The organism is Malikia granosa (assembly GCF_002980595.1).
Classification (GTDB): domain Bacteria; phylum Pseudomonadota; class Gammaproteobacteria; order Burkholderiales; family Burkholderiaceae_C; genus Malikia; species Malikia granosa.
Window position 1 is genome coordinate 230,224 of the sequence record NZ_PVLQ01000027.1, and the last position, 25,360, is coordinate 255,583.

The window sequence follows — 25,360 nt, forward strand, 5'->3', positions numbered from 1 at the left end:
CTAGAAGCGATACAAAATGGTTCTTAGTGGGACATAATAAGTAACACATTCTCGGTCGGTGTGGATTCTGCACGCCGGAATTCCGCCACCGAGGCCGGAACGGGCGCAAGCCCGCCTTCCTATCCCTGAACCATTACGGAGACGCTGAATGCCCATGCAGATTCATGGCTGCCCTGCCGCCTGCGCGATTCCTGGAGGGCCAGTCTGATGCTGGCCCAGTTCCTGCAATTCCTGTTCTCGGGCATCACCGTGGGGGCCACCTATGCGCTGGCGGCACTGGGATTCACCCTGATCTACAACGCCAGCAACGTCATCAACTTCGCCCAGGGCGAGTTCATCATGCTCGGTGGCATGCTGGCGGTGTTCTTCTCCCACCTGGGCTTGCCGCTGCCGCTGGCCCTGCTGCTGGCGATCGCCATTCCCGCCATCGTCGGCATCGTGATGGAGAAGGTGGCGATCGAGCCGGTCAAGGGCGCCGAGACGGTGTCGCTGATCATCATCACCATCGGTGCCTCGCTGGTGATCCGCGGCCTGGTGCAGATCGGCTTCGGCAAGGGCACGCACAGCCTGGCGCCTTTCTCGGGCGATGCGCCGATCGAGATCCTGGGTGCCACGCTGCTGCCGCAGAGCCTGTGGGTGCTGGGCGTCACCGCGCTGGTGGTGGTCGCGCTGTGGTACTTCTTCAGCCGCACGCTGACCGGCAAGGCGATGCTGGCGACCTCGTTCAACCGCACCGCGGCCGAGCTGGTCGGCATCAACACCAGCTGGGTGCTGTTCATGAGCTTCGCGATGTCGGCGGCGCTGGGCGCGCTCGGCGGCATCCTGGTGACGCCGATCACGATGACCTCGTATGACGTCGGCATCATGCTCGGCCTCAAGGGCTTCGTGGCGGCCGTCGTCGGCGGCCTGGGCAACGGCCTCGGCGCGGTGCTGGGCGGCCTGCTGGTCGGGGTGCTGGAAGCCATGGGCGCGGGCTACATCTCGTCGGCCTACAAGGATTCGATGCCCTTCGTGCTGATCCTGTTCATTCTGTTCTTCATGCCGCGCGGACTGTTCGGTGGCAAATCGACCGACCGGGTGTGACCATGCAAAAGAGTGCTTACATCGGACTGGGCCTCGTGGTGGCGGTGCTGCTCGCGCTGCCCTTCGTGCTGCCCAACAGCTACTACATGGACCTGGCGATCCGGATGGCGATCAACGCCATCATCGTGATCGGCCTCAACCTGCTGATCGGCTTCGCCGGCCAGATCAGCCTGGGCCATGCGGGCTTCCTGGGCATCGGCGCCTATGCCTCGGCGGTGCTGCCGACGCATTTCGGCTGGCATCCGCTGCTGGCGCTGGGCGCCGGCGCGGCGGCCACCGGCCTGATCGCCGCCGTGGTGGCGCGGCCCATCTTCAAGCTCAAGGGCAACTACCTCGCGATGGCGACGCTGGGCCTGGGCATCATCATCAACATCGCGCTGCGCAACGAGGCGCAGTGGACCGGCGGCCCGGACGGCATGCCGGTGCCTGCCATGGCACTGCTGGGCTTCGAGCTCGGCAGCGACAAGCAGTGGTACTGGGTGGTGGCGCTGCTGCTGGCGGTCAGCGTCTGGGCTTCGCTGAGCCTGATCGACTCGCCCTTCGGCCGCGCCTTGCGCGCGCTGCACGGTTCGGAGGTGGCCTCGCAGGTGGTGGGCGTCAACGTGGTGCGCTACAAGGTGTCGATCTTCGTGCTGTCGGCGGTGTTCGCCAGCATCATGGGCAGCGTCACGGCGCATTACGTCGGCTTCGTGACGCCCAACTTCGCCGACTTCTTCCACTCGATCGAGCTGGTGACCATGGTGGTGGTCGGCGGCATGGCCTCGGTGTTCGGCTCCATCGTCGGCGCCGTGCTGCTGACCGCGCTGCCGCAGGCGCTGGCCACCTTCGAGGGCTGGGAGACGGTGGTGTTCGGCGCGGTGCTGATGGGATGCATGATTTTCCTGCCCAAGGGCCTGGTGCCCACGCTGGCAGCCCGATTCGGTAAGGGGGAGTGAGCATGGCGTTGCTGGAAGTCAAGGACCTGTCGATCCACTTCGGTGGCGTCAAGGCGGTCCAGAATGTGTCGTTCAACATCGACGCGGGCATCGTCTATTCGGTGATCGGCCCCAACGGCGCGGGCAAGACCACGCTGTTCAACCTGATCACCGGGGTCTACAAGCCGACCGCGGGCGAGATCCGGCTCGACGGCGAGCCGATCCAGGGCAAGTCGCCCAACGAGCTGGCCGAGCGCGGCGTCGCGCGCACGTTCCAGAACCTGCAGGTCTGCATGAACATGAGCGCGATCGAGAACGTGATGGTGGGCGCCCACCTGCGGCTCGACCGCAACCTGCTCAAGGCCGCGCTGCGCTGGCCCAGCCTGCGCCGGCGCGACCGCGAGCTGCGCGAGGAAGCCGCCGAGCTGATGCGCTTCGTCGGCCTCGAGAACTACATCGACGCGCGCGCCGATGCGATGTCCTACGGCACGCTCAAGCGGCTCGAGATCGCGCGCGCCCTGGCCATGAAGCCACGGCTGATCTTCCTCGACGAGCCGGCCGCCGGCCTGAACCCGAAGGAAACCATCGAGGTCGACCAGCTGGTGCGCAAGGTGGCGGACTCCGGCATCACGGTGGTGCTGGTCGAGCACGACATGAAGATGGTGATGAACCTGTCCGACCGCATCCTGGTGCTCGACTACGGCAAGAAGCTCACCGAGGGCACGGGCGCGGAGGTTCGCAAGAACCCCGACGTGATTGCAGCTTATCTGGGCGCACATGCCTGAGGGGGGAGACATGGAAGCATTGCGCATCATTTCCGACGAGCACAAGAACTTCTGGCGCATCGCGGTGACGCTGGAGCAGGTGGCCGGCGAGCTCGACGCCGGCGGCGCCGTGGACCCGGAGTTCTTCCGCTCGGTATTCGACTACATCGAGCAGTTCGCCGACCATGCCCACCACCTGAAGGAGGACGATCACCTGTTCCGCCTGATGCGGCTGCGCTCGGCCGAGGCCGTGCCGCTGATCGAGGCGCTGGAGCAGGATCACCGCCTGGCCAGCGAGCATCTGGTGCAATTGCGCGCCGAGCTGGCCCAGGCCGGCACCGGCCGGCAGGGCGCATTGGCGGCCTCGCTGCGCGACTACGCCAAGCGCCTAAAAAACCACATCACGACCGAGGAGACCGAGGCGATGCCGCTGGCGCGCCGCCTCCTGGCTGAGTCGGACTGGGCCGAGATCGATGCCCGCTTCTCGGACAACCAGGACCCGGTGTTCGGCGAGCAGGCGCGGGCCGAATTCCGCGAGCTCTACCACCGCGTGGTCAGCCTGGCGCCCGAGTCAGTCGGCCTGGGCGGCCACAGCAGCGGCGCGCTCGACCGTTCGGCGGCCCCCGCGGTCGGCGACCTGCTGCTCAAGGTCTCGGGCCTGGAGAGCAGCTACGGCCGCATCAAGGCGCTCAAGGGCCTGAACCTGGAGGTGCGCCGCGGCGAGACCGTGGCGCTGGTCGGGGCCAACGGCGCGGGCAAGACCACCTTCCTGCGCACCCTCTCGGGCGTGCAGCCGATGGGGGCGGGCCAGCTCTGGTTCGACGGCGAGGACATCTCCAGGCTGCGCTCGGACCGGCGCATGCGGCGCGGCATCTGCCAGAGCCCCGAGGGCCGGCAGGTGTTCGGGCCGCTCTCGATCGAGGACAACCTGCTGCTGGGCGCCTATACCCAGCCCAGGCAACAGGTGCCCGAGGACCTGGAGAAGGTCTATTCGATGTTCCCGATCCTGAAGGAGAAGTGCAAGCTGCCAGCCGGCACCCTGTCGGGCGGCCAGCAGCAGATGCTGGCGATCGGCCGCGCGCTGATGGGACGTCCCAAGCTGCTGCTGCTCGACGAGCCCTCGATGGGCCTGGCCCCGCTGCTGGTCGAGGAGGTGTTCAACGTCGTCAAGGCCTTGAAGCGCCAGGGCATGACCATCATCCTGGCCGAGCAGAACGCCTTCGCGGCGCTGGCGATCGCCGACCGCGGCTATGTGCTCGAGACCGGCGAGATCACCCTGACCGGCAGCGGGCAGGAGCTGATCCGCAACGAGAAGGTCAGGGCGGCTTACCTGGGCATGTAGTTGTCGAAGGCTGGGCTGGCGCATGCGCTCAGGCCGGCCTCGGACGCCGCGTGATCGGCGTCCGGGCTTGCCAGCCGCTGGCGTCGGCCGCCCTGCCGCTGACGGCGCGGCAACAAAAAGATCGCGGGAAAACCCGGATCTTTTTTTTCTCCTAACGTGATACATTTTGCTTATTAAATTTGTTTTTTTGTAATGTTTAGGCGGCGCGGGTCGAAGGTCATGGCCGCCATTCCGAGTCCTCTACGCCTGTTTTTTTGGAAGCGATCGATGTCACATCCTCTGTTCGACAAGCACCGTGCCACGCTCGATGGCGCCCTCAATGCCATCGCCACCCGTGGCTACTGGTCGCCCTACAGCGAGATGCCCAGCCCCAAGGTCTATGGCGAGACCGCTGCCGCTGACGGCAAGGCCGCGTTCGAGGCCCATCTGGGCCGGAACTTCGAGCTCGACCAGCCGGGTCAAAGCGGCTGGGGCGGCAAGGAGTCCTCTCCCTACGGTGTCGCGCTCGAGGTGCGCTATCCGGTCTGCGACCACGAGGCGCTGGTCGCCGCCGGCCTGGCTGCGATGAAGGGCTGGCAGGCCATCGGTGCACCGGGCCGCACCGGCATCTGCCTCGAGATCCTGGACCGTCTCTACAAGCAGAGCTTCGAGATGGGCCACGCGGTCATGATGACCACCGGCCAGGGCTGGATGATGGCTTTCCAGGCCGGCGCCGCCCATGCGCTGGACCGCGGCCTGGAGTCGGTCGCCTACGCCTGGCGCGAGCAGAGCTTCGTGCCGGCCGAGTCGCAGTGGGAAAAGCCCCAGGGCAAGAACCCGGCGCTGGTGATGAAGAAGCATTACGAGATCGTCGGCCGCGGCGTCGGCCTGGTGGTCGGCTGTGGCACCTTCCCGACCTGGAACACCTATCCGGGCCTGTTTGCGGCTTTGTCGACCGGCAACGCCGTCATCGTCAAGCCGCACAGCAACGCCATCCTGCCGGCGGCGATCACCGTGCGCACCATCCGCGCCGTGCTGGCCGAGAACGGCATCGACCCGAATCTGGTGACCCTGTGCGTCGCCGAGAGCCGCAGCGTGACCCAGGCGCTGGCCACCCATGCCGGCGTCAAGTCGGTCGACTTCACCGGCAGCAACGTGTTCGGCCAGTGGCTGATCGACCATGCCAAGCAGGCCCAGGTCTATGCCGAGCTGGCTGGCGTCAACAACATCGTGGTCGATTCGACCGACGCCTACAAGGCGATGCTGGGCAACCTGGCCTTCACGCTCTCGCTCTACTCGGGCCAGATGTGCACCACCAGCCAGGCCATCATCGTGCCGGCCGGCGGCATCGAGACCGACCAGGGGCACAAGAGCTATGACGAGTTCTGCGCCGACCTGGCCGCCGCGATCGAGCGCTTCCTCGGCAAGACCGAGGTTGCTTGCGCCGTGCTGGGCGCGATGCAGTCCAGCGCCACCGCCGAGCGCGTCGAGCTGGCCAACAGCGGCAGCCTGGGCCGGGTCGTGCTGGCGTCGAAGAAACTGGCCAACCCCGAGTTCCCCGGCGCCGACGTGCGCACCCCGGTGCTGCTGGCGGTCGATGCCGCCGACGAGGCTGCCTACATGGAAGAGCGCTTCGGCCCGATCAGCTTCGTCGTCAAGGCCGCCGACACGGCAGCCGCGATCGCGCTGTCCGAGCGCATCGTCAACACCCATGGCGCGCTGACCGTCGGCCTGTACTCGACCCGTCAGGACGTGATCGATGCCATGACCGAAGCGACCTGGCGTGGCAAGGTGGCGCTCTCCATCAACCTGACCGGCGGCGTGTTCGTCAACCAGTCGTCGGCCTTCTCGGACTACCATGGCACCGGCGGCAACCCGGCGGCCAACGCGTCCTACGCCGACTCGGCCTTCGTCGCCAACCGCTTCCGCGTCGTGCAGCGTCGCTACCATGTCTGAGCCTGAGGCCATGAGCTACCAGAACATCCGGTTCGAGCTGGACGACGCCGGCGTGGCGCGCATCACGCTGAACCGTCCCGACAAGATGAACAGCTTCACGGCGGCGATGCACGCCGAGCTGCGCGATGCGCTCGACGCGATCCAGGCCAACCCGGCGGTGCGGGTGCTGGTGCTGAGCGGCGCCGGCCGTGCCTTCTGCGCCGGCCAGGACCTGGCCGACGAGGGCGTGCGCTTCGAGCCCGGCCAGATGCCGCCCGACCTCGGCGACCTGGTCGAGCAGCATTACAAGCCGCTGGTCATGCGCCTGAAGAACTTGCGCGTGCCGACCGTCGCGGCGATCAATGGCATCGCGGCTGGCGCCGGTGCCAGCGTCGCGCTGGCTTGCGACCTGGTGGTGGCGACGAAATCGGCGTCCTTCCTGCAGGCCTTCAGCAAGATCGGCCTGATCCCGGATACCGGCAGCAGCTGGCTGCTGCCGCAGCGCGTCGGCATGGCGCGCGCGATGGGACTGGCGCTGCTGGCCGACAAGCTGCCGGCCGAGCAGGCCGCCGCCTGGGGGCTGATCTGGGCCGTGCACGAGGACGCGAGCTTTGGCGCGGAAGTCAATGCCTTGGCTGCCAAGCTGGCCGCGCTGCCGACCAAGGCGCTGGTGCGCACCCGCCAGCTGATGCAGGCCGCGCCGACGCACAGCCTCGAGCAGCAGCTCGAGATGGAAGGTGGCTTCATGCGCGAGCTCGGCCGCAGTGCCGACTACATCGAGGGCGTGAGCGCCTTCCTGCAAAAGCGCGCGCCGCGCTTCACCGGAGTCTGAGCATGAGCCAGGCATTGTCGCTTTCGACCCCGGTGGCCGTGGTTGGCGCCGGCGCCATGGGCGCCGGCATCGCGCAGGTCGCGGCCGTCGCCGGTCATCCGGTCCGGCTGCTCGACAACCGCCCCGGTGCGGCCGCGCAGGCGGTCGCCGGCATCCGCGCCCAGTTGGCCAAGCTGGCCGACAAGGGCAAGCTGACGCCCGAGGCGGCGCAGGCTGCTTCTGTGCGCCTGTGCGCGGTCGCAACGAGTGCCGAGCTGGCCGGCTGCGGCCTGGTGGTCGAGGCCATCGTCGAGAACCTCGAGGTCAAGCGCGGCCTGTTCCGCGAGCTCGAGGCTATCTGCGGCGCCGACTGCATCCTGGCGACCAATACCTCGTCGATCTCGGTGACCTCGATCGCGGCCGGCCTGCAGCGCCCGGAACGCCTGGTCGGCCTGCATTTCTTCAACCCGGCGCCGCTGATGGCGCTGGTCGAGATCGTCTCGGGCCTGGCGACCGACCGCCAATTGGCCGAAGTTTTGTTCGATACCGCCGCCGCCTGGGGCAAGACCCCGGTGTACGCCAAGTCCACGCCCGGCTTCATCGTCAACCGCGTCGCGCGTCCCTACTATGCCGAGGGCCTGCGCCTGCTGCAGGAAGGCGCTGCCGACTGCGCGACGCTGGATGCCGTGATGCGCGAGGCCGGCGCTTTCCGCATGGGGCCGTTCGAGCTGATGGACATGATCGGCCATGACGTCAACTTCGCCGTCACCAAGTCGGTCTGGAATGCCTTCTACAACGATCCGCGCTTCCAGCCTTCGCTGGTGCAGCAGGAGCTGGTCGAGGCCGGCTTCATCGGCCGCAAGAGCGGACGCGGCTTCTACGACTACCGCGCGGGCGCCGAGCGTCCACAGCCGCGCACCGAAGCGGCAGCCGCTGTTCCGGCCGCGATCGCCATTTGCGGCGCCAGTCCGCTGGCGCTGGCGCTGGCGGATCGCCTGCAGGCCGCAGGGGTGGCGTTCACCCGCGCGGCTTCGACCGACGGCCGCGTGGCCGAGGCGAATGGCGCCGTGCTGTTCCAGACCGATGGCCGCAGCGCCACCCAGCGCGCTGCCGAGACCGGGATCGCGAATCTGCTGCTGGTCGACCTCGCGCTCGACTACGCCAAGGCCAGCCGGCTGGCGCTGGCGGTGGCACGCCAGGCCGATGCCGCTGCCAGCCAGGCCGCCATCGGCCTGCTGCAGGCGGCGGGCTTTGCGCTGTCGGTGCTGCGCGACGTGCCGGGCCTGCCGGTGATGCGCACCGTCGCCATGCTGGCCAACGAGGCCGCCGATGCGGTCAACCAGGGCGTCTGCGACGCTGCAGCGGCCGACGCCGCGATGCGCCTGGGCGTCAACTACCCGCGCGGGCCGCTGGCCTGGGCCGACGCGGTCGGGGCGGGGCAGATCCGCACCGTGCTGGCCCACCTGGCCGCCTTCTACGGCGAGGACCGCTACCGCGTCTCGCCGCTGATCCAGCAGGCCGTCTTTGCCGGGGGATCGCTCCATGACTGAAGCCGCACTGACGCCCGCACAGGCCCAGGCGCTCGCCGATGCCGCCGCCGACGCGATGTGGTCGCGCGATGCCGTCGCCCACGCGATGGCCATGGAGCGGGTCGAGGTCGCGCCCGGCCAGGCCAAGCTGCGCATGCGCGTGCGCCCCGACATGGTCAACGGCCACCATATCTGCCACGGCGGCCTGATCTTCACGCTGGCCGACACCGCGTTTGCCTACGCCTGCAACAGCTACAACCTGAACACCGTGGCATCGGCCTGCCACATCGACTTCCTGGCCCCGGGCCGCGAGGGCGATCTGCTCGAGGCAGTGGCGGTCGAGCGCTCGGCCGGCGGCCGCAGCGGCGTCTATGACGTCACGGTCAGCGTCGTCGGCGGCAAGTCGATTGCGCTGTTCCGCGGCAAGAGCGCCCGCATCAAGGGCGAGGTGACGGCCAGTTTCGCGCCACAAGGCTGAACGGCAGCCCGCAGCCCACCCATCCAGAAAAACGATAAAGGACACATCCATGACCGTCAAGAAACCCCTGCCCGGCGAACTCGATCCGATCGAAACCGCCAGCCGCGACGAGATCTCCGCGCTGCAGCTCGAGCGCCTGAAGTGGTCGCTGCGCCACACCTATGACAACGTCGCGCCCTACCGCGAGAAATGCATCGCCAAGGGTGTGCATCCGGACGACCTCAAGACGCTGGCCGACCTGTCCAGGTTCCCCTTCATGACGAAGCTGGACCTGCGTGACCACTACCCCTTCGGCCTGTTCGCGGTGCCGCGCAACAAGGTGGCCCGCCTGCACGCCTCGAGCGGCACCACCGGCAAGCCGGTCGTGGTTGGCTACACCCAGCAGGACCTCTCGAACTGGGCCGACCTGGTCGCGCGCTCGCTGCGCGCGGCCGGCCTGCGCGCCGGTGACATGGTGCAGAACTCCTACGGCTACGGCATGTTCACCGGCGGCCTCGGCGCCCACTACGGCATCGAACGCCTGGGCTGCACCGTGGTCCCGATGTCGGGCGGCCAGACCGAGAAGCAGGTCCAGCAGATCATGGACTTCAGGCCCGAGGGCATCATGGTCACGCCGTCGTATTCGCTGGTGATCGCCGAGGAGTTCGAGCGCCAGGGCATCGCGCCCGAGGACATCTCGCTCAAGGTCGGCGTCTTCGGTGCCGAGCCCTGGGGCGAGGGCATGCGCGCCGAGATCGAGAGGAAACTCGGCATCGACGCGATCGACATCTACGGCCTGACCGAGGTGATGGGCCCGGGCGTGGCCTGCGAATGCATCGAGACCAAGGACGGCCCGGTGATCTGGGAAGACCATTTCTACCCCGAGATCATCGACCCCGAGACCGGCGAGGTGCTGCCCGACGGCGAGCAGGGCGAGCTGGTGTTCACCTCGCTGACCAAGGAAGCCTTCCCGGTCATCCGCTACCGCACGCGCGACCTGACCAGCCTGCTGCCGCCGACCGCGCGTTCCTTCCGCCGCATCGGCAAGATCACCGGCCGCTCGGACGACATGCTGATCGTGCGCGGCGTCAACGTGTTCCCGACCCAGGTCGAGGAGCAGATCCTGCGTGACCCGCGCCTGTCGGGCAACTACCAGATCCACCTGGCGCGCGACGGCCACCTCGACCAGGTCGAGATCCGCTGCGAGCTGCAGCGTGCGCTGTCGGGCAAGCTCGGCGCAGCCGAGATCCAGCAGATCGCCAAGGAGCTGCAGCACCACATCAAGACCATCGTCGGCATCTCGACCCAGGTCAGCGTGATGGATGCCGATGCCCTGCCGCGCACCCTGACCGGCAAGGCCAGGCGCGTGTTCGACGAGCGTCCGAAGCAACTCTGAGGAACAGGCCATGACACAGGCTTTCATTTGTGACGCGATCCGCACCCCGATCGGCCGCTACGGCGGCACGCTGGCGGCGGTGCGCGCCGACGACCTCGGCGCCGTTCCGCTCAAGGCGCTGATGCAGCGCCACCCGCAACTCGACTGGGCCGCGGTCGAGGACATCATCTATGGCTGTGCCAACCAGGCCGGCGAGGACAACCGCAACGTGGCGCGCATGTCCGGCCTGCTCGCCGGCCTGCCGGTCGAGGTGCCCGGCACCACGGTCAACCGCCTGTGCGGCTCCGGCATGGATGCCGTCGGCCTGGCGGCGCGCTCGATCAAGGCCGGCGATGCCGAGCTGATGATCGCCGGCGGCGTCGAGAGCATGAGCCGGGCGCCCTTCGTGATGCCGAAGGCCGAATCCGTCTTCAGCCGCAGCAACGCGGTCTACGACACCACCATCGGCTGGCGCTTCATCAACCCGCTGATGAAGAAGCTCTACGAGACGCACTCGATGCCGCAGACGGCCGACAACGTGGCGGCCGATTTCGGCATCGCCCGCGCCGACCAGGACGCCTTCGCGCTGCGCTCGCAGCAGCGCTGGGCCGCCGCCCATGCCGCCGGCCGCTTTGCCGACGAGCTGGTCAGCGTGACGATCCCGCGCAAGAAGGGCGACGCCATCGTCTTCGATACCGACGAACATCCGCGCCCCGAGACGACGCTCGAGATGCTGGCCAAGCTCAAGGGTGTCAATGGCCCCGAGCTCAGCGTGACGGCAGGCAACGCCTCGGGCGTCAACGACGGCGCCTGCGCGCTGCTGCTGGCTTCCGAGTCGGCCGCCAGCCGCCATGGCTTGCAGCCGCTGGCGCGCGTGGTCAGCATGGCCAGCGCCGGCCTGGCCCCGCGCATCATGGGCTTCGGCCCGGCACCCGCGGTGCGCAAGGTGCTGGCCAAGACCGGCCTGACGCTGGACCAGATGGACCTGATCGAGCTCAACGAGGCCTTCGCCGCGCAGGCGCTGGCCGTGACGCGCGACCTCGGCCTGGCCGACGACGAGGCACGCGTCAACCCCAATGGCGGCGCGATCGCGATGGGCCATCCGCTGGGCATGAGCGGCGCGCGCCTGGTCACCACCGCCGCCTACGAATTGCGTCGCCGCAATGGCCGCTATGCGCTGTGCACCATGTGCATCGGGGTGGGGCAGGGCATCGCGCTGGTCATCGAGCGTGTTTGAGTTGACAACGGAGACAAAACCATGAAATTCGCCATCAAGAAAATTGCCCTGGGCGCCGCCCTGACCCTCGGCGCGATCGCTGCCTTCGCGGCCGACCCGATCAAGATCGGCTCGGTGCTGTCGGTGACCGGACCGGCCGCCTTCCTCGGCGACCCCGAGCTCAAGACGCTGCAGATGTATGTCGAGGACCTGAACAAGAAGGGCGGCGTGCTCGGCCGCCAGCTCGAGCTGGTGCACTACGACGATGGCAGCGACGCCAACAAGGCCAACGGCTTCACCAAGCGCCTGCTCGACGACGACAAGGTCGATGTCGTGATCGGCGGCACGACGACCGGTGCCACCATGTCGATGGTGCCGCTGGTCACCAAGGCCGAAGTGCCCTTCATCTCGCTTGCCGGCGCCGTGGTGGTGATCGAGCCGGTCAAGAAATGGGTGTTCAAGACGCCGCACACCGACCGCATGGCCGCCGAGAAGGTGTTCGAGGACATGAAGAAGCGTGGCCTGAGCAAGGTGGCGCTGCTGTCCGAGACCTCGGGCTTCGGCCAGTCGGGCAAGAAGGAGACCGAGGCGGTTGCCGCCAAGTACGGCATCACGCTGGTGGCCAACGAGACCTACGGTCCCAAGGACACCGACATGAGCCCGCAGCTGACCAAGATCAAGAACAGCGCCGGCGTGCAGGCCGTGTTCGTGTTCGGCCTCGGCCAGGGTCCGGCGATCGTGACCAAGAACTACAAGCAGCTCGGCATCAGCCTGCCGCTCTACCAGTCGCATGGCGTGGCCTCGGACGAGTTCCTCAAGCTTGCCGGCCCGGCCGCCGAAGGCGTGCGCCTGCCCTCGCCAGCCCAGCTGATCCCGGACCAGCTGCCGGCCAACGACCCGCAGAAGGCCATCGTCCAGTCCTATGACAAGGCCTACAAGCTGCGCTATAAGGAGGAGGCCTCCACCTTCGGCGGCTATGCCTACGACGCGCTGATGCTGACGGTCGACGCGATGAAGCGCGCCAACAGCACCGACAAGGCCAAAGTGCGCGATGCCCTCGAGGCGACCAAGGGCTATGTGGCCACCAGCGGCAGCTTCAACCTGTCTCCCACCGACCACATGGGCCTGAACCTGTCGGCCTTCCGCATGCTCGAGGTCAAGGGCGGCCAGTGGTCCCTGCTGCCCTGAGCCCGTCCTTCTGATCGTTGCATCATGTACAAGACCCTGAGTATCGAGCGCCGCGGCCGCGTCGCCACCGTCTGGATGGACCGGCCCGAGGTGTTCAATGCCTTCGACGAGCAGCTGATCGACGAGCTGGCCGCGGCCTGCGCCGAACTCGACGCCGACGCCTCGGTGCGGGTGGTGGTGCTGGGCGGCAAGGGCAGGCATTTCTCGGCCGGCGCCGACCTGAACTGGATGAAGCGTGCCTCGGCCTTCAGCGAGGAAGAGAACCGCGCCGACGCGCGCCGCTTTGCCGGCATGCTGCGTGCCCTGTCCGGCCTGTCCAAGCCGACCATTGCGCGCATCCAGGGCGCAGCGCTCGGCGGCGGCACCGGCCTGGCCGCGGCCTGCGACATGGCGGTGGCCAGCAGCGATGCGCTGTTCGCGACCTCCGAGGTCAAGTTCGGCATCATCCCGGCGGTGATCAGCCCCTATGTGCTGCGCGCCATCGGGCCGCGCCAGGCGCTGCGCTACTTCCAGAGCGGCGAGCGCTTCAGTGCCCGGCGCGCCTACGAGATCGGCCTGGTCAACGAGGTCTGCGAGCGCGACGACCTCGACGCGACGCTGGAGCGCCTGATCGAGCCGCTGATCGCCGGCGCGCCGCAGGCGCAGCAGGCGGCCAAGGATCTGATCGCGGCGATCCATGCTCGCCCGATCGACGACGACGTGAGCGAGGAAACCGCTCAGCGTATCGCCCGCCAGCGGGCGACCGACGAAGCGCGCGATGGCATCGCCGCTTTTCTCGACAAGCGAACCCCGAGCTGGCTGCTCTGACAGGCCTGGCCCGCAAAGCTTCAACCCCAAGGAGTAATCCCCATGTACACGCAATCCTTCAGCGTATCGGACGAACCGGGCAAGGCGCTCAAGCCGGTGGCCTCGACTGAGCCGGCCGAGCTGATGGCCAGGTTCGACGCCCGCATCGACGCCGACGGCCGCATCGAGCCGCAGGACTGGATGCCCGAGGCCTACCGCAAGACACTGGTGCGCCAGATCAGCCAGCACGCGCATTCCGAGATCGTCGGCATGCTGCCCGAGGGCAACTGGATCAGCCGCGCCCCGAGCCTGAAGCGCAAGGCGATCCTGATCGCCAAGGTGCAGGACGAGGGCGGCCACGGCCTCTACCTGTACTCCGCCGCCGAGACCCTGGGCACCAGCCGTGACCAGATGCTCGACGCGCTGCACTCGGGCAAGGCCAAGTACAGCTCGATCTTCAACTATCCGACGCTGAACTGGGCCGATGTCGGCGTGATCGGCTGGCTGGTCGATGGCGCCGCCATCATGAACCAGGTGCCGCTGTGCCGCTGCTCCTACGGCCCCTATGCCCGCGCCATGGTGCGCGTCTGCAAGGAGGAGTCCTTCCACCAGCGCCAGGGCTACGAGGCGCTGCTGGTGATGATGAAGGGCACCGACGAGCAGCGCGCGATGGTGCAGGATGCCGTCAACCGCTACTGGTGGAAATGCCTGGCCATGTTCGGACCGCCCGACGCCGACAGCCCCAACAGCGTGCAGGGCATGCGCTGGGGCATCAAGCGCATCAGCAACGACGACCTGCGCCAGAAGTTCATCGACGCGACCGTGCCGCAGGCCAAGGTGCTGGGCGTGACCCTGCCCGACCCGGACCTGAAGTGGAACGAGGAGCGCGGCCACTACGACTACGGACAGATCGACTGGGACGAGTTCTGGCAGACCGTCAACGGCAACGGCCCCTGCAACAAGGAACGCCTGTCGACCCGCGTGAAAGCGCACAACGATGGCCAATGGGTGCGCGAAGCCGCGCTGGCCCATGCCCGCAAACAGCAACAACGTGCAATGAAGGAGGCAGCATGAGCGCAGCACTGAAGGAATGGCCCCTGTGGGAAGTTTTTGTTCGCAGCAAGCAGGGTCTTGAGCACAAGCACTGCGGCAGCCTGCACGCGTCCGACGCGCAGCATGCGCTCGAGATGGCGCGCGACGTCTACACCCGGCGCCAGGAAGGCGTGAGCATCTGGGTGCTGCCCTCGGCGCAGATCACCGCCAGCAACCCGGATGACAAGGGCGAGCTGTTCGACCCGGCGGCCGACAAGATCTACCGTCATCCGACCTTCTACGAGATCCCGGAAGAAGTGGGGCACATGTAAATGAGCGCGACCGCCAACTACCTGCTGCACCTGGCCGACAACGCCGTGGTGCTGGGCCAGCGCAACGCCGAATGGTGCGGCCATGGCCCCGCGATCGAGGAAGACATCGCGCTGGCCAACGTCAGCCTGGACCTGATCGGCCAGGCGCGCCTGCTGTACCAGCAGGCAGCGACCGAACTCGGCGGCGACGCCACCGAGGACCGTCTGGCCTATTTCCGCGACGTGCCGGAGTTCCGCAACTACACCCTGCTGGAGCTGCCGCACCACAGCGCGCTGGTCGGCTATGCCAAGAGCGACCTCGACTACGGCACCACCATCGTGCGCAACTTCCTCTACAGCGCGCTGATGGTGCTGGTCTGGGAGCGGCTGCAGCAGTCCAAGGACGAGCAGCTGGCCGCCATCGCCGCCAAGTCGCTGAAGGAAGTGCGCTACCACCTGCGCCACTCGCGCGACTGGCTGGTGCGCCTGGGCGACGGCACGGACGAGTCGCACGCCCGCGTGCAGGCCGCGCTCGACCACCTGATGCCCTACACCCAGGAATTCTGGACTGGCAGCAGCATGGAGGCCGCCGCGGTCGCCACTGGCGTCGGGGTCGATGTCGCCGCGCTCAAGTCCGACTGGGATGCACTGGTCGACGACGCGCTGCAGGAAGCCACCCTGGTGCGCCCGGCCGTCGGCGGCTACGTGACCCAGGGCAAGAACGGCCTGCATTCCGAGCACCTCGGCTTCCTGCTGTCCGAGATGCAGGGCCTGGCCCGCGCCCATCCCAACGCCAGCTGGTAAGCCCATGAACGCCGTCATTCCAAGCGATGCCGTGCAGGCGGCCTGGGCCGCGCTGGAGGCGCTGGCCGATCCGGAGATTCCGGTCGTCTCGCTGCGTGAGCTCGGCATCCTGCGCGACGTGCGCCAGGGCGCCGACGGCCTGGAGGTGGTGATCACGCCGACCTACAGCGGCTGCCCGGCCATGGGCCAGATCGAGGATGACGTGCGCGCCACGCTGCAGGCCGCCGGCCTGCAGGGCCGGGTGATCACGCAGCTGGCCCCGGCCTGGACCACCGACTGGATGAGCGACGTGGCGCGCGAGAAGCTGCGTGTCTACGGCATCGCCCCGCCGCAGCATCGCTGCGCCAGCCAGGCGCCGGCCGGCGAGAGCCCGCTGCGCTTCGTGCGCCAGGCCGCCCGGCCCGAGGTCGTGCCCTGTCCGCATTGCGGCTCCAGCCACACGGTGGAGTCCTCGCATTTCGGCTCCACCGCCTGCAAGGCGCTCTACAAGTGTCTGGACTGCCAAGAGCCGTTCGACTACTTCAAGCCGTATTAAGTTTTACCGGAGACACCCGCATGTCTGCCCCCCGTTTTCAAGAGCTCATGGTCAAGCAAGTCAGTCCGGAAGCGGCTGGCTCGGTGGCCATCACCTTCGACATTCCGGCCGCTGCCAGGGATGACTTCCACTTCGAGCCCGGCCAGTTCCTGACCCTGCGCGCGACGGTCGACGGCCAGGACCTGCGCCGCAACTACTCGATCAGCAGCCCGCGCAGCCGTCTGCTCAAGAGCGGCGAGCTCGAGGTCGGCATCCGTCCGGTCGAGGGCGGCCTGTTCTCCAACTGGGCGGCGACCGCCGTCAAGGCCGGTGACCGCATCAGCGTGCTGCCGCCGGAGGGCCGCTTCACGGTCAAGAAGGCGCGCGCCATCCACCGCGTCGGCTTTGCCGCCGGCTCCGGCATCACCCCCATCCTGTCGATCGCCGCCACCACGCTGGAGGAGCAGCCCGAGTCCAAGTTCACCCTGGTCTACGGCAACCGCCGCATGTCCAGCGTGATGTTCAACGAGGCGCTGCAGGACCTGAAGGACCGCTTTGCCGGCCGCTTCACCATGATCCACATCCTGTCGCGCCAGGCGCAGGAAGTCGATCTGTTGCAAGGCCGCATCGACGGCCCCAAGGTGCGCGCCATCATTGACGCGCTGTTGCCGGTCAAGAGCATGGACGAGGTCTTCATCTGCGGCCCCGAGGCCATGATCGAGGCCACCACCCAGGCGCTGGTCGAGGCCGGCGTGCCCGAGAGCCGGGTCCACAGCGAGCGCTTCGCCAGCTCGGCGGCCCAGGCGGCCAAGGTGCAGGCCGACACCGATGCCGCCACAGCCAAGGCCGCTGCCGCCAAGGAGGTGCAGATGACCGTGGTGGTCGATGGCAAGGAATTCGAGATCCCGGTCAGCCGCGACGAGCACCTGCTCGATGCCGCGCTGGGCGCCGGCCTGGACCTGCCGTTCTCCTGCAAGGCCGGCGTCTGCTGCACCTGCCGCTGCAAGGTGGTCGAGGGCAGCGCCACCATGGACAAGAACTACACGCTCGAGGCCGACGAGGTCGCGCAGGGCTATGTGCTGAGCTGCCAGGCCCGCGCCGCCGCCGATACGATGAAGCTGGTGCTGAGCTTCGACCACCGTTGAGCTACCCGGGCGCTCGCGCGCCCGTCATTTTTTGACCGCTGTCGCTGGTCCGGCCCCTGGGTCTGGCTATAGTGAGGCGGTTTTTTCACATCAGGACCTTCTCCATGACATCGACTCCCGAATTCATCCAGATCCGTACCGAAGGCCGCGTCGGCATCCTCACGCTCAATCGTCCCAAGCAGCTCAATGCGCTCAACGACCAGCTGATCGACGAACTGGTCGCCGCCCTCAAGGCCTTCGATGCCGACGACGAGATCGGCTGCATGATCGTCACCGGCAGCGAGAAGGCCTTCGCCGCTGGCGCCGACATCGGTGCCATGGCCAGCTACACCTTCTCCGATGTCTACAAGAGCGAATACATCACGCACAACTGGGACCTGATCCGCTCGATCAGGAAGCCCGTGATCGCCGCGGTCAGCGGCTTCGCGCTCGGCGGCGGCTGCGAGCTGGCGATGCTGTGCGACTTCATCATCGCGGCCGACAACGCCAAGTTCGGCCAGCCCGAAATCAAGCTGGCCATCATTCCGGGCGCCGGCGGCACCCAGCGCCTGCCGCGCGCCATCGGCAAGTCCAAGGCGATGGATCTGGTGCTGACCGGCCGCATGATGGATGCGCAGGAAGCCGAGCGCGCCGGCCTGGTCAGCCGCGTGGTGCCGCTGGACAAGCTGATGGACGAGGCACTGGGCGCAGCGCTGACGATCTGCAACTACTCGCTGCCGAGCGTGATGGTGGCCAAGGAGGCGGTCAACCGCGCCTTCGAAGGCAGCCTGACCGATGGCGCGATGTTCGAGCGCCGCATGTTCCACGCCCTGTTCGCCACCGCCGACCAGAAGGAAGGCATGACCGCCTTCGTCGAGAAGCGCAAGCCCGAATTCAAGCACCGCTGATCCGGTGCCACAGCACCGGCGAGCCGCTCAGGCCTGCAGCGGCTTGAGCACCCGCTTCAGGTCGGCGCCGTCCGGGTGCGGCAGCACCGAGAAGCCCAGGCTGGCCATCAGGCGCAGCATCTTCTCGTTGTCCGCCAGCACGTCGCCGACCATGTAGCGGTAGGACTTGTCGCGCGCGCAGTCCATCAGCGCGCCCATCAGGCGCCGGCCCAGCCCGCTGCGCTGCCAGCGGTCGTCGACCACCAGCGCGAACTCGACCGATTCGCCGTCGGCGGTCAGGGTGTAGCGCGCCGCGCCGATCTGCTGCGTCACGCCGTCCTCCTCGGTCAGCGCGACCAGCGCCATCTCGCGGTCGTAGTCGACCTGGGTGAAGCGCGCCACCAGTCCCGGCGGCATCTCGTCGATCCGCTCCATGAAGCGGTAGTAGCGCGTCGCGGGCGACATGCGCTGGAAGAAGCCCAGCAGCAGCGCCGCGTCCTCCGGTTTCACGGCACGCACCGTGACCCGGCGGCCCTCGCGCATCGGCCATTCCTGCGTCAGGTGGGACGGGTAGGGGTGGATCGCCAGGTGCGCATAGCGCGCCTTGCCCGCGCCGAGCGCCGGGTCCATCGCGAGGCGCGCGCCCACTGCGGTCGCGCCATCCTCGTCGGCCAGCAGGTCGATCGACAGCTCGCGCAGCCAGGGCAGCTCGCAGGCCAGGTTCGACACCGCGAGCAGCGTGTTCTCGAGCGCCTGCCGGTTCACCGGCGGCAGCTGGCGGAAGGCGTCGAGCGTGCGCGCGACCCGCGTCGACTCGATCAGACGCTGCGCCAGGAAGCGGTTGAGTGGCGGCAAGGCCAGCGCGCGGTCCTGGAACACGTCCATCGGATCGCCGCCAGCGCCAAAGGCGATCACCGGCCCGAACACCGCATCGCGCAGCACGCCGACGCTGAGCTTGCGCGCGTGCGGCTGTTCGCGGTGGCGCTCGAGCGCGACCCCGCCGACATGGCCGCCGGGCTGGGACGCGCGCGCGGCCTCGATGAGGTCCTGGTAGGCCAGCCGCACCGACTCCAGGCTGCTCAGGTTGACGCGCGCCAGCGAGGCATCGGCGGCCAGGTCCTGGCCCTCGAGCCGGATGTCGACTGGCAGCCCGAGCTGCTCGGCCATGAAGATCGCCTCGCTGGTCGAGCGCGCGATCGCCACCGGCGGCACCTCGATGCCGAAGCTGCGCAGCAGCGCGCGCGTCTCGAGCGCCGAAGGCACGCGCCGCTGCTCGGCCAGCAGCTGGTCGGCCAGCACGCGCGCGTTGCCGCTGCCGGCGCGCTCGTAGTCCTGGTCCGGACCCGGCGCCTGCAGCAGCAGGTTCTGGTTGTCGTAGTAGCCCGCGATGTCGCTGAACAGCTCGACCGCGGTCTCTGGCGTGCCGAACACCGGCACCCCGGCTTGCTCCAGCCGCTGGCGCGCCGCGGCCACCTGGGCGCCGCCCATGAAGCAGCAGCAGATCGGCACGCGGCTGCTGCCGGCTTGCTCGGCGATGCCGGCGGCGACGCGCTCGGGCTGCACCATGGCCAGCGGCGACAGCACCACCAGCAGCGCGCCGACCGAGGGGTCGTTGCGCAGCGCGGCGATTGCCTGCAGGTAGCGTTCGGGCGTCGCGTCGCCGCCCAGGTCGACCGGATTGGTGCCGTTCCAGTCGCGTGGCAGGAAGGCCCTGAGCGTGGCGACGGTCGCCTCCGACAGCAGCGCCAGGGGCACGCCGAGCGCGCGCGCCTTGTCCACCGCCATCGCCGCCGGACCGGTGCCGTTGCTGACGATTCCCAGCCGGCCGCCGCGCGGGCGGAATCCGGTCGCCAGCGCCTTGGCGGCATGGAACAGCTGGTTGATGCCGCGCACGCGCACCACGCCGGCGCGGCGCACCGCGGCGTCGAACACCGCGTCCGACGCCGCATCGCCGGCCTGGGCGTCGAGCTCGCTCGACTTGAACAGGATCACCGGCTTGCTGCGCGCGGCCGAGCGCAGCGCGCTGACGAAGCGGCGCGCGTCGCGCACCCGCTCGACATGCAGCAGGATGTAGCGCGTGCGCTCGTCATGGACCATGAAGTCGAGGATCTCGCCGAAGTCGATGTCGAGCGCATTGCCCAGCGACACCACCGACGAAACGCCGATCCGGTTCAGCGTGGCCCAGTCGAGCACCGCGGCGCACATCGCGCCTGACTGCGCGACCAGGCCGAGGTCGCCCGACAGTGGCGCGGTGTCGGTGAAGGTCGCGTTCAGCGCCAGCCTGGGCCGCACGATGCCGAGCGACTTCGGGCCCAGGATGCGCACGCCCCAGTGCCGCCCCGCGTCGGCGATGCGCTTGTCGAGCGCCGTCTGGCCGACGGTCGCCGGGCTGGTCACGATGACCAGGTGCCGGATGCCGGCCTGGGCACATTGCTCGATGATCAGCGGCATGGTGCGCGGCGGCGTCGTCACGATGGCCAGGTCGACGCGCGCGCCGATCTGCTCGACCGAGGCGACGCAGGGCTGGCCCAGCACCTCGTCGTGCCTGGGGTTGACCGCCCAGACCTTGCCCTTGTAGCCGCCAGCGATCACGTTGCGCAGGATCACATGGCCGATCGCATCGGGCTTGTCGGAGGCACCGATGATGGCCAGGCTAAGTGGTTCAAGCAGCGGCTTGAGGTAGTGGTGGTTCGACATGGTCGCAGCTCAGGGTCTTCAGCATTTCACGATATCACTTGCAGGGCCCGTCTCGGTGGCCTGACCGGGCCAAGGCCGGATGCCATACCTTTTGAGTCTGCAGTGATACTTTTGCTGTATCAATTTAACCATATTTAGGGTAAATCCTAGGGCCTATGCGAGGGCAAACCCTGATCTTCCTTGATCTGTATCAAAAGTACAGTCGCGATACTTTCTTTCACTCTTGAGGTAAACCCTGTGAATCATATTCTTAAGACTGTCGTGCTGGCCGCAGGCCTGGCTTGCTCCGCATTCGCAGCCCAGGCGCAGAATCAGCCCATCACCATCAAGGTCCATCATTTCCTGGGGCCGCAGACGGTCCAGCACACCACCATGCTGGCCGACTGGTGCAAGAGCATCGAGAAGGATTCCAAGGGTCGCCTGCAGTGCCAGATCTTCCCGGCCATGCAGCTTGGCGGCACTCCCGCGCAGCTGTTCGACCAGGCCCGTGACGGCGTGGCCGACGTGGTCTGGACGGCGCCGGGCTACACCACCGGCCGCTTCGTCCGCTCGCAGGTGTTCGAGCTGCCCTTCATGATGACCAATGCCGAAGCCACCAGCCGCGCGGCCTGGGACTTCGTGCAGAAATATGCCCTGGACGAGTACAAGGACGTCAAGCTGCTGGCCATCCACGTGCACGGCCCCGGCGTCTTCTTCACCAAGAGCAAGCCGATCACCAAGCTGGAAGACTTCAAGGGCATGAAGCTGCGCAACCCGACCGCCAACGTTGGCCGCATGCTGGCCGCCATGGGCGCGACCCCGGTCGGCATGCCAGTGCCGCAGGTGCCCGAGGCGCTGTCCAAGGGCGTGATCGACGGCGCCGTGATTCCCTACCAGGTTGCTCCCAGCCTGAAGGTGCATGAGCTGACCGGCTACGCCGCCGAGACCGATCCGAGCTTCCCGTCCGTCTACACCACCGTGTTCGTGCTGCCGATGAACAAGGCCAAGTACGAATCGCTGCCGGCCGACCTCAAGGCCGTGATCGACAAGAACTCGGGCCGCGAGCTCTCGGCCACCCTGGGTCGCCAGCAAGCCGCCGACGACATTCCGGGCCGCAAGGCCTTCACCCAGCAGCCCAACTACAAGATCAGCTTGATCCCGGCTGCCGAGCTGCAGCGCTGGAAGGAAAAGACTTCCGAGCAGGACGACGCCTGGGTCAAGGACATGGACAAGCGCGGCCTCAACGGCCAGGCCATGCTCAACGACGCCACTGCGCTGATCAAGCAGTACACCAAGTAAGTCCTGGCCTCCCGTCTCCTTCGAGGTCGGGGGGCTTTTTTTCGTCCCCACGCTTGCAATGTCAACCAGTGGGGAATTGAAAACCAGAAGAAAAGGAAACTCCCTTGGCTGAACTCCTACTGTCGGACAGCGGGCCGCGTCACCGCGGCTTCGGTCTGGTCCTCGACGCCCTCTGCAAGCTGTTTGCGCTTGGCTCCGGCTTGTCGCTGCTGGCGATGGCCGTGATGTCGCTCTGGTCGATCGTCGGCCGTACCTTCTTCGATGCCGCCTTGCTGGGCGACTTCGAGATCGTGCAGTTCCTCTGCGCGCTGGCCGTCAGCATGGGCCTGCCCTACGCGCAATGGGTCAACGGCAACGTGATCGTCGACTTCTTCACCAACAACGCGCCAGCCAGGCTCAATGCCCTGCTCGACGCCATCGCGCGCCTGATCATGGCCTGCTTCTCCGGCCTGATTGCCTGGCGCCTCTATGTCGGCCTGCTCGAGCTCAAGGACAACGGCGACGCCTCCATGATGCTCGAGATCCAGACCTGGTGGGCCTACTGGCCGATGGTGCTGTCCTTTGCCCTGCTGGCCGTCGCCACCTTGTACGGCATCCTTGAAAACCTGAAGAAGATCAAATCATGACTGGTATTGAATGGGGCGCGCTGATGTTCGTGTTCCTGCTGGTGCTGCTGGCACTGCGGGTCCACATCGGCATGGCGATGATGCTGGCCGGCTCGCTCGGCTATGGCATCGTGGGCGGCTGGGAGCCGCTGCTGAACTACTTCAAGAGCGGTGCCTACGCGCGCTTCTCCAACTATGACCTGTCGGTCGTGCCGCTGTTCCTGCTGATGGGCCAGTTCGCTACCCACGGCGGCCTGTCGCGCGCGCTGTTCAAGGCCGGCAACGCCTTCATCGGACACTGGAAGGGCGGCATGGCGATGGCGGCCGTGACATCCTGCGCCGGCTTTGGCGCCATCTGCGGTTCCTCGCTCGCGACTGCCGCCACCATGGGCCAGGTTGCGTTGCCCGAGATGACCAAGCACGGCTACTCGCAGCGTTTCGCCGCTGCGGTGATCGCTGCCGGTGGCACGCTCGGCATCCTGATCCCGCCTTCGGTGCCGCTGGTGATCTACGCCATCCTGACCGAGCAGAACATTGCCAAGCTGTTCATGGCCGCCTTCATTCCGGGCATCGTCGCGATGATCGGCTACATGGTCGTCATCAGCATCATTGCGCGCCGCAAGCCCGACGAGGCGCCTGCCGGCGACCGCTTCAGCTGGGGCCAGCGCCTCAAGGCCGTGCTCGAGACCTGGCCGGTGATGCTGATCTTCGCGGTCGTGATCGGCGGCATCTATGGCGGCTTGTTCACCCCGACCGAAGCGGCTTCCATCGGTACCGTGGCCACCGCCATCGTCGCCCTGACCTCGGGCGGCCTGCGCGGCAAGGGCTTCATGGAGTGCATCTACGGCGCGGCTGCCTCGACCGGCATGATCTTCATGATCCTGATCGGCGCCGACGTGCTCAACGTGTTCCTGGTGCTGACCCGACTCAACACCGAGCTCGCCGCCTGGGTGATCGGCCTCGACATGGCGCCGATTGCGGTGCTGTTCACCATCATCGCCATCTACCTGGTGCTGGGTTGCGTGATGGACAGCCTGTCGATGATCCTGCTGACGATCCCGATCTTCTTCCCCATCATCATGGGCATCGACCTGTTCGGCCTGGATCCCGAGGCCAAGGCGATCTGGTTCGGCATCATCGTGCTGATGGTGGTCGAGATCGGCCTGATCACGCCGCCGGTGGGCATGAACGTGTTCATCATCAGCAGCATGACCAAGGGCGTGCCGATGAAGGAGATCTTCGCCTACGTGATGGCCTTCCTGGCGTCGGACCTGCTGCGCATCGTCGCGCTGGTGTTCTTCCCCGTCATCACGCTGGTCGCGCTCAAGTTCTGACTGCCTCCGGGGCGGGCCTGTGGCCTGCCCCGGATTCCTCCAGTCGCCAGCGAGGCCCTTCACAGGCCTCCTTGCATTTTTCTCTGCATTGGGCTGTCGGCCATGCGACATCCGCAGACGAAGCCCTGGCGCAAAGTCGATTCAGGACTGGCGCCTGCTGTTCCAGTGCAGCGCGACCTGGGCCACCACCGAGCCGGTCGTGAAGAGCAGCATCAGCGCCGCCAGGTTGGCGCTGCCGTGGTGCGAAACCAGGCCCACGCTGTAGCCGCCCAGCGCGCCCATGAGCTGTTGCATCAGGCCGGCGACCGCCGCCGCCGAGCCCGCCAGCAGCGGTATCGCGCCGACGGTGCCGGCCAGCGCGGGCGGCATCAGGAAGCCATGGCCGATGCCGAGCAGCACCAGCGGCAGTGCGAAGGCCAGCGGGCTGGGCCAGCCGGACAGGCCCAGCACCAGCATCAGCCCGATGCCCGACAGGCTCAGCAGCTGGCCGGCCCCCATCAGGGCGCGCTCGCCGACGCGATGGATCAGCCGGCTGGTGCCGAAGTTGCCGACGAAGTAAGACAGCGACATGAACAGCATGTACCAGCCGACGTCCTCCGGGCCGACGCCATAGCTGCCCAGCACGATGCCGGAGCCGCCCAGGTAGGCGTAGAAGGTCGCGTAGGTCAGCGCCAGGATCGCGACATAGAGCAGGAAGCGGCGCTCGCGCGCCAGCTGGCCATAGGCCTCGAGCATCGCGCGCAGCCAATGCTGGCTGGATCGGGAGCTGGGCGCCTGCGCCGGCAGCAAGCGCCAGGTGGCCAGCATCAGCAGCAGCGCCAGCAGCGCGACCAGGACGAAATTGGCCTGCCAGCCCAGCCGGACATGCAGCTGGCCGCCGATCAGCACCGACAGCGTCGGGCACAGGCCCATGACCATGCCGATATAAGCCATCATCCGGGTGCGCGCGGGGCCCTGGAACAGGTCCTGCACCAGCGCCCGGCCCACGACCATGCCGGCCGCGGTGCCCGCGCCCTGCAGCACGCGCGCGGTGATCAGCACCGGCAGGCTGGCCGCTGCCATTCCCAGCAGCGATCCGGCCAGGCTCAGCAGCAGGCCGCCGTAGAGGATGGTCCGGCGGCCGTAGCGGTCGGACAGCGGGCCGTAGAGCAGCTGCAGCGACCCGAAGGCGATCGCATAGCCGCTGAAGGTCAGTTGGACGCTGCTCAGCTCGGCGCCGAACTGCTGCGTCCAGTCCTGCATCGAAGGCAGGTGCAGCGTCATCGTCAGCAGGCCGAAGGTGATCTGCGCCAGCAGGACGGCGACCAGCAGCCCCTGGCTGCCGCGGGCTGTGCGGGGCTGCTGCATCGTCAGCGCGCCCGTGCTGGATTCAGGTCGGTGCATCCGGGCGGCATG

General features: G+C 67.6%; 23 protein-coding genes and 1 pseudogene. 22 read left to right on the plus strand and 2 right to left on the minus strand.

What is annotated here, in order from left to right:
• Positions 1–210 precede the first annotated feature (210 nt).
• The 19 genes and pseudogenes from C6P64_RS08815 (at position 211) to C6P64_RS08900 (ending at position 18,072) form a co-directional block, all read left to right on the plus strand.
• Positions 211–1,083 (plus strand): branched-chain amino acid ABC transporter permease, encoded by an 873-nt coding sequence (locus tag C6P64_RS08815; RefSeq protein ID WP_105748256.1) that lies wholly within the window; start codon positions 211–213, stop codon positions 1,081–1,083.
• A 2-nt stretch (positions 1,084–1,085) separates the two neighbouring features.
• Entirely contained in the window at positions 1,086–2,018 is a 933-nt protein-coding gene (locus tag C6P64_RS08820) for a branched-chain amino acid ABC transporter permease (protein ID WP_105748180.1), read from the plus strand.
• Positions 2,019–2,020: 2 nt separating this feature from the next.
• On the plus strand, positions 2,021–2,782 hold the full coding sequence (locus C6P64_RS08825; protein WP_105748181.1) for an ABC transporter ATP-binding protein: 762 nt from the start codon (positions 2,021–2,023) through the stop codon (positions 2,780–2,782).
• Positions 2,783–2,792: 10 nt separating this feature from the next.
• A pseudogene (locus tag C6P64_RS18515) lies at positions 2,793–3,185 on the plus strand (hemerythrin domain-containing protein); the annotation flags it as partial.
• 216 nt (positions 3,186–3,401) lie between these two features.
• A complete protein-coding gene (locus C6P64_RS18520) occupies positions 3,402–4,103 on the plus strand; it encodes an ABC transporter ATP-binding protein (protein ID WP_245911685.1) in 702 nt (233 codons plus the stop codon).
• Positions 4,104–4,370: 267 nt separating this feature from the next.
• Complete coding sequence (gene paaN, locus C6P64_RS08835; RefSeq protein WP_105748183.1) at positions 4,371–6,038, plus strand: phenylacetic acid degradation protein PaaN; 1,668 nt, start codon at positions 4,371–4,373, stop codon at positions 6,036–6,038.
• A 10-nt stretch (positions 6,039–6,048) separates the two neighbouring features.
• Positions 6,049–6,849, plus strand: a complete 801-nt coding sequence (gene paaG, locus C6P64_RS08840) for a 2-(1,2-epoxy-1,2-dihydrophenyl)acetyl-CoA isomerase PaaG (RefSeq protein ID WP_105748184.1) — start codon at positions 6,049–6,051, stop codon at positions 6,847–6,849.
• A 2-nt stretch (positions 6,850–6,851) separates the two neighbouring features.
• Positions 6,852–8,378 (plus strand): 3-hydroxyacyl-CoA dehydrogenase PaaH, encoded by a 1,527-nt coding sequence (gene paaH / locus C6P64_RS08845; RefSeq protein ID WP_105748185.1) that lies wholly within the window; start codon positions 6,852–6,854, stop codon positions 8,376–8,378.
• Positions 8,371–8,835 carry a hydroxyphenylacetyl-CoA thioesterase PaaI gene (gene paaI / locus C6P64_RS08850; RefSeq protein ID WP_105748186.1) on the plus strand — a complete coding sequence of 155 codons (465 nt, stop codon included), beginning with the start codon at positions 8,371–8,373 and terminating at the stop codon, positions 8,833–8,835. Before paaH ends, paaI begins: the two co-directional genes overlap by 8 nt.
• A 49-nt stretch (positions 8,836–8,884) precedes the next feature.
• Positions 8,885–10,210 (plus strand): phenylacetate--CoA ligase PaaK, encoded by a 1,326-nt coding sequence (paaK, locus tag C6P64_RS08855; protein ID WP_105748187.1) that lies wholly within the window; start codon positions 8,885–8,887, stop codon positions 10,208–10,210.
• A 10-nt stretch (positions 10,211–10,220) separates the two neighbouring features.
• A complete protein-coding gene (gene pcaF / locus C6P64_RS08860) occupies positions 10,221–11,426 on the plus strand; it encodes a 3-oxoadipyl-CoA thiolase (protein WP_105748188.1) in 1,206 nt (401 codons plus the stop codon).
• A gap of 21 nt (positions 11,427–11,447) precedes the next feature.
• Positions 11,448–12,593, plus strand: a complete 1,146-nt coding sequence (locus C6P64_RS08865; protein ID WP_105748189.1) for an ABC transporter substrate-binding protein — start codon at positions 11,448–11,450, stop codon at positions 12,591–12,593.
• Positions 12,594–12,617: 24 nt separating this feature from the next.
• On the plus strand, positions 12,618–13,400 hold the full coding sequence (locus C6P64_RS08870) for an enoyl-CoA hydratase/isomerase family protein (RefSeq protein ID WP_211296817.1): 783 nt from the start codon (positions 12,618–12,620) through the stop codon (positions 13,398–13,400).
• A gap of 42 nt (positions 13,401–13,442) precedes the next feature.
• Positions 13,443–14,453: a 1,2-phenylacetyl-CoA epoxidase subunit PaaA gene (gene paaA / locus C6P64_RS08875; RefSeq protein ID WP_105748191.1), complete on the plus strand. Its 1,011-nt coding sequence runs from the start codon at positions 13,443–13,445 to the stop codon at positions 14,451–14,453.
• Positions 14,450–14,743: a 1,2-phenylacetyl-CoA epoxidase subunit PaaB gene (gene paaB / locus C6P64_RS08880; RefSeq protein WP_105748192.1), complete on the plus strand. Its 294-nt coding sequence runs from the start codon at positions 14,450–14,452 to the stop codon at positions 14,741–14,743. The genes paaA and paaB overlap by 4 nt, the downstream gene beginning before the upstream one ends.
• The gene (gene paaC, locus C6P64_RS08885) at positions 14,744–15,526 is read left to right on the plus strand and encodes a 1,2-phenylacetyl-CoA epoxidase subunit PaaC (protein ID WP_105748193.1); all 783 of its coding nucleotides are present in this window, start codon (positions 14,744–14,746) and stop codon (positions 15,524–15,526) included. It abuts the gene before it with no gap.
• A gap of 4 nt (positions 15,527–15,530) precedes the next feature.
• Positions 15,531–16,061, plus strand: coding sequence for a 1,2-phenylacetyl-CoA epoxidase subunit PaaD (paaD, locus tag C6P64_RS08890; protein WP_105748194.1), 531 nt, complete (start codon positions 15,531–15,533; stop codon positions 16,059–16,061).
• Positions 16,062–16,081: 20 nt separating this feature from the next.
• Positions 16,082–17,185 carry a 2Fe-2S iron-sulfur cluster-binding protein gene (locus C6P64_RS08895; RefSeq protein ID WP_105748195.1) on the plus strand — a complete coding sequence of 368 codons (1,104 nt, stop codon included), beginning with the start codon at positions 16,082–16,084 and terminating at the stop codon, positions 17,183–17,185.
• 104 nt (positions 17,186–17,289) lie between these two features.
• A complete protein-coding gene (locus C6P64_RS08900) occupies positions 17,290–18,072 on the plus strand; it encodes an enoyl-CoA hydratase (protein WP_105748196.1) in 783 nt (260 codons plus the stop codon).
• A gap of 27 nt (positions 18,073–18,099) precedes the next feature.
• Here C6P64_RS08900 and C6P64_RS08905 read toward each other — a convergent pair whose 3' ends face one another.
• Positions 18,100–20,748, minus strand: coding sequence for a bifunctional acetate--CoA ligase family protein/GNAT family N-acetyltransferase (locus C6P64_RS08905; RefSeq protein ID WP_105748197.1), 2,649 nt, complete (start codon positions 20,746–20,748; stop codon positions 18,100–18,102).
• 237 nt (positions 20,749–20,985) lie between these two features.
• On the opposite strand from C6P64_RS08905, the gene C6P64_RS08910 reads away from it, so the two are divergent.
• The 3 genes from C6P64_RS08910 to C6P64_RS08920 all read left to right on the plus strand — a co-directional run bounded on the left by C6P64_RS08910 (position 20,986) and on the right by C6P64_RS08920 (position 23,965).
• Entirely contained in the window at positions 20,986–22,026 is a 1,041-nt protein-coding gene (locus C6P64_RS08910) for a TRAP transporter substrate-binding protein (RefSeq protein ID WP_105748198.1), read from the plus strand.
• A gap of 104 nt (positions 22,027–22,130) precedes the next feature.
• On the plus strand, positions 22,131–22,652 hold the full coding sequence (locus C6P64_RS08915; RefSeq protein WP_105748199.1) for a TRAP transporter small permease: 522 nt from the start codon (positions 22,131–22,133) through the stop codon (positions 22,650–22,652).
• The gene (locus tag C6P64_RS08920) at positions 22,649–23,965 is read left to right on the plus strand and encodes a TRAP transporter large permease (protein WP_105748200.1); all 1,317 of its coding nucleotides are present in this window, start codon (positions 22,649–22,651) and stop codon (positions 23,963–23,965) included. The genes C6P64_RS08915 and C6P64_RS08920 overlap by 4 nt, the downstream gene beginning before the upstream one ends.
• 141 nt (positions 23,966–24,106) lie before the next feature.
• Here C6P64_RS08920 and C6P64_RS08925 read toward each other — a convergent pair whose 3' ends face one another.
• Complete coding sequence (locus tag C6P64_RS08925; protein WP_105748201.1) at positions 24,107–25,348, minus strand: multidrug effflux MFS transporter; 1,242 nt, start codon at positions 25,346–25,348, stop codon at positions 24,107–24,109.
• Between the last annotated feature and the right edge of the window lie 12 nt (positions 25,349–25,360).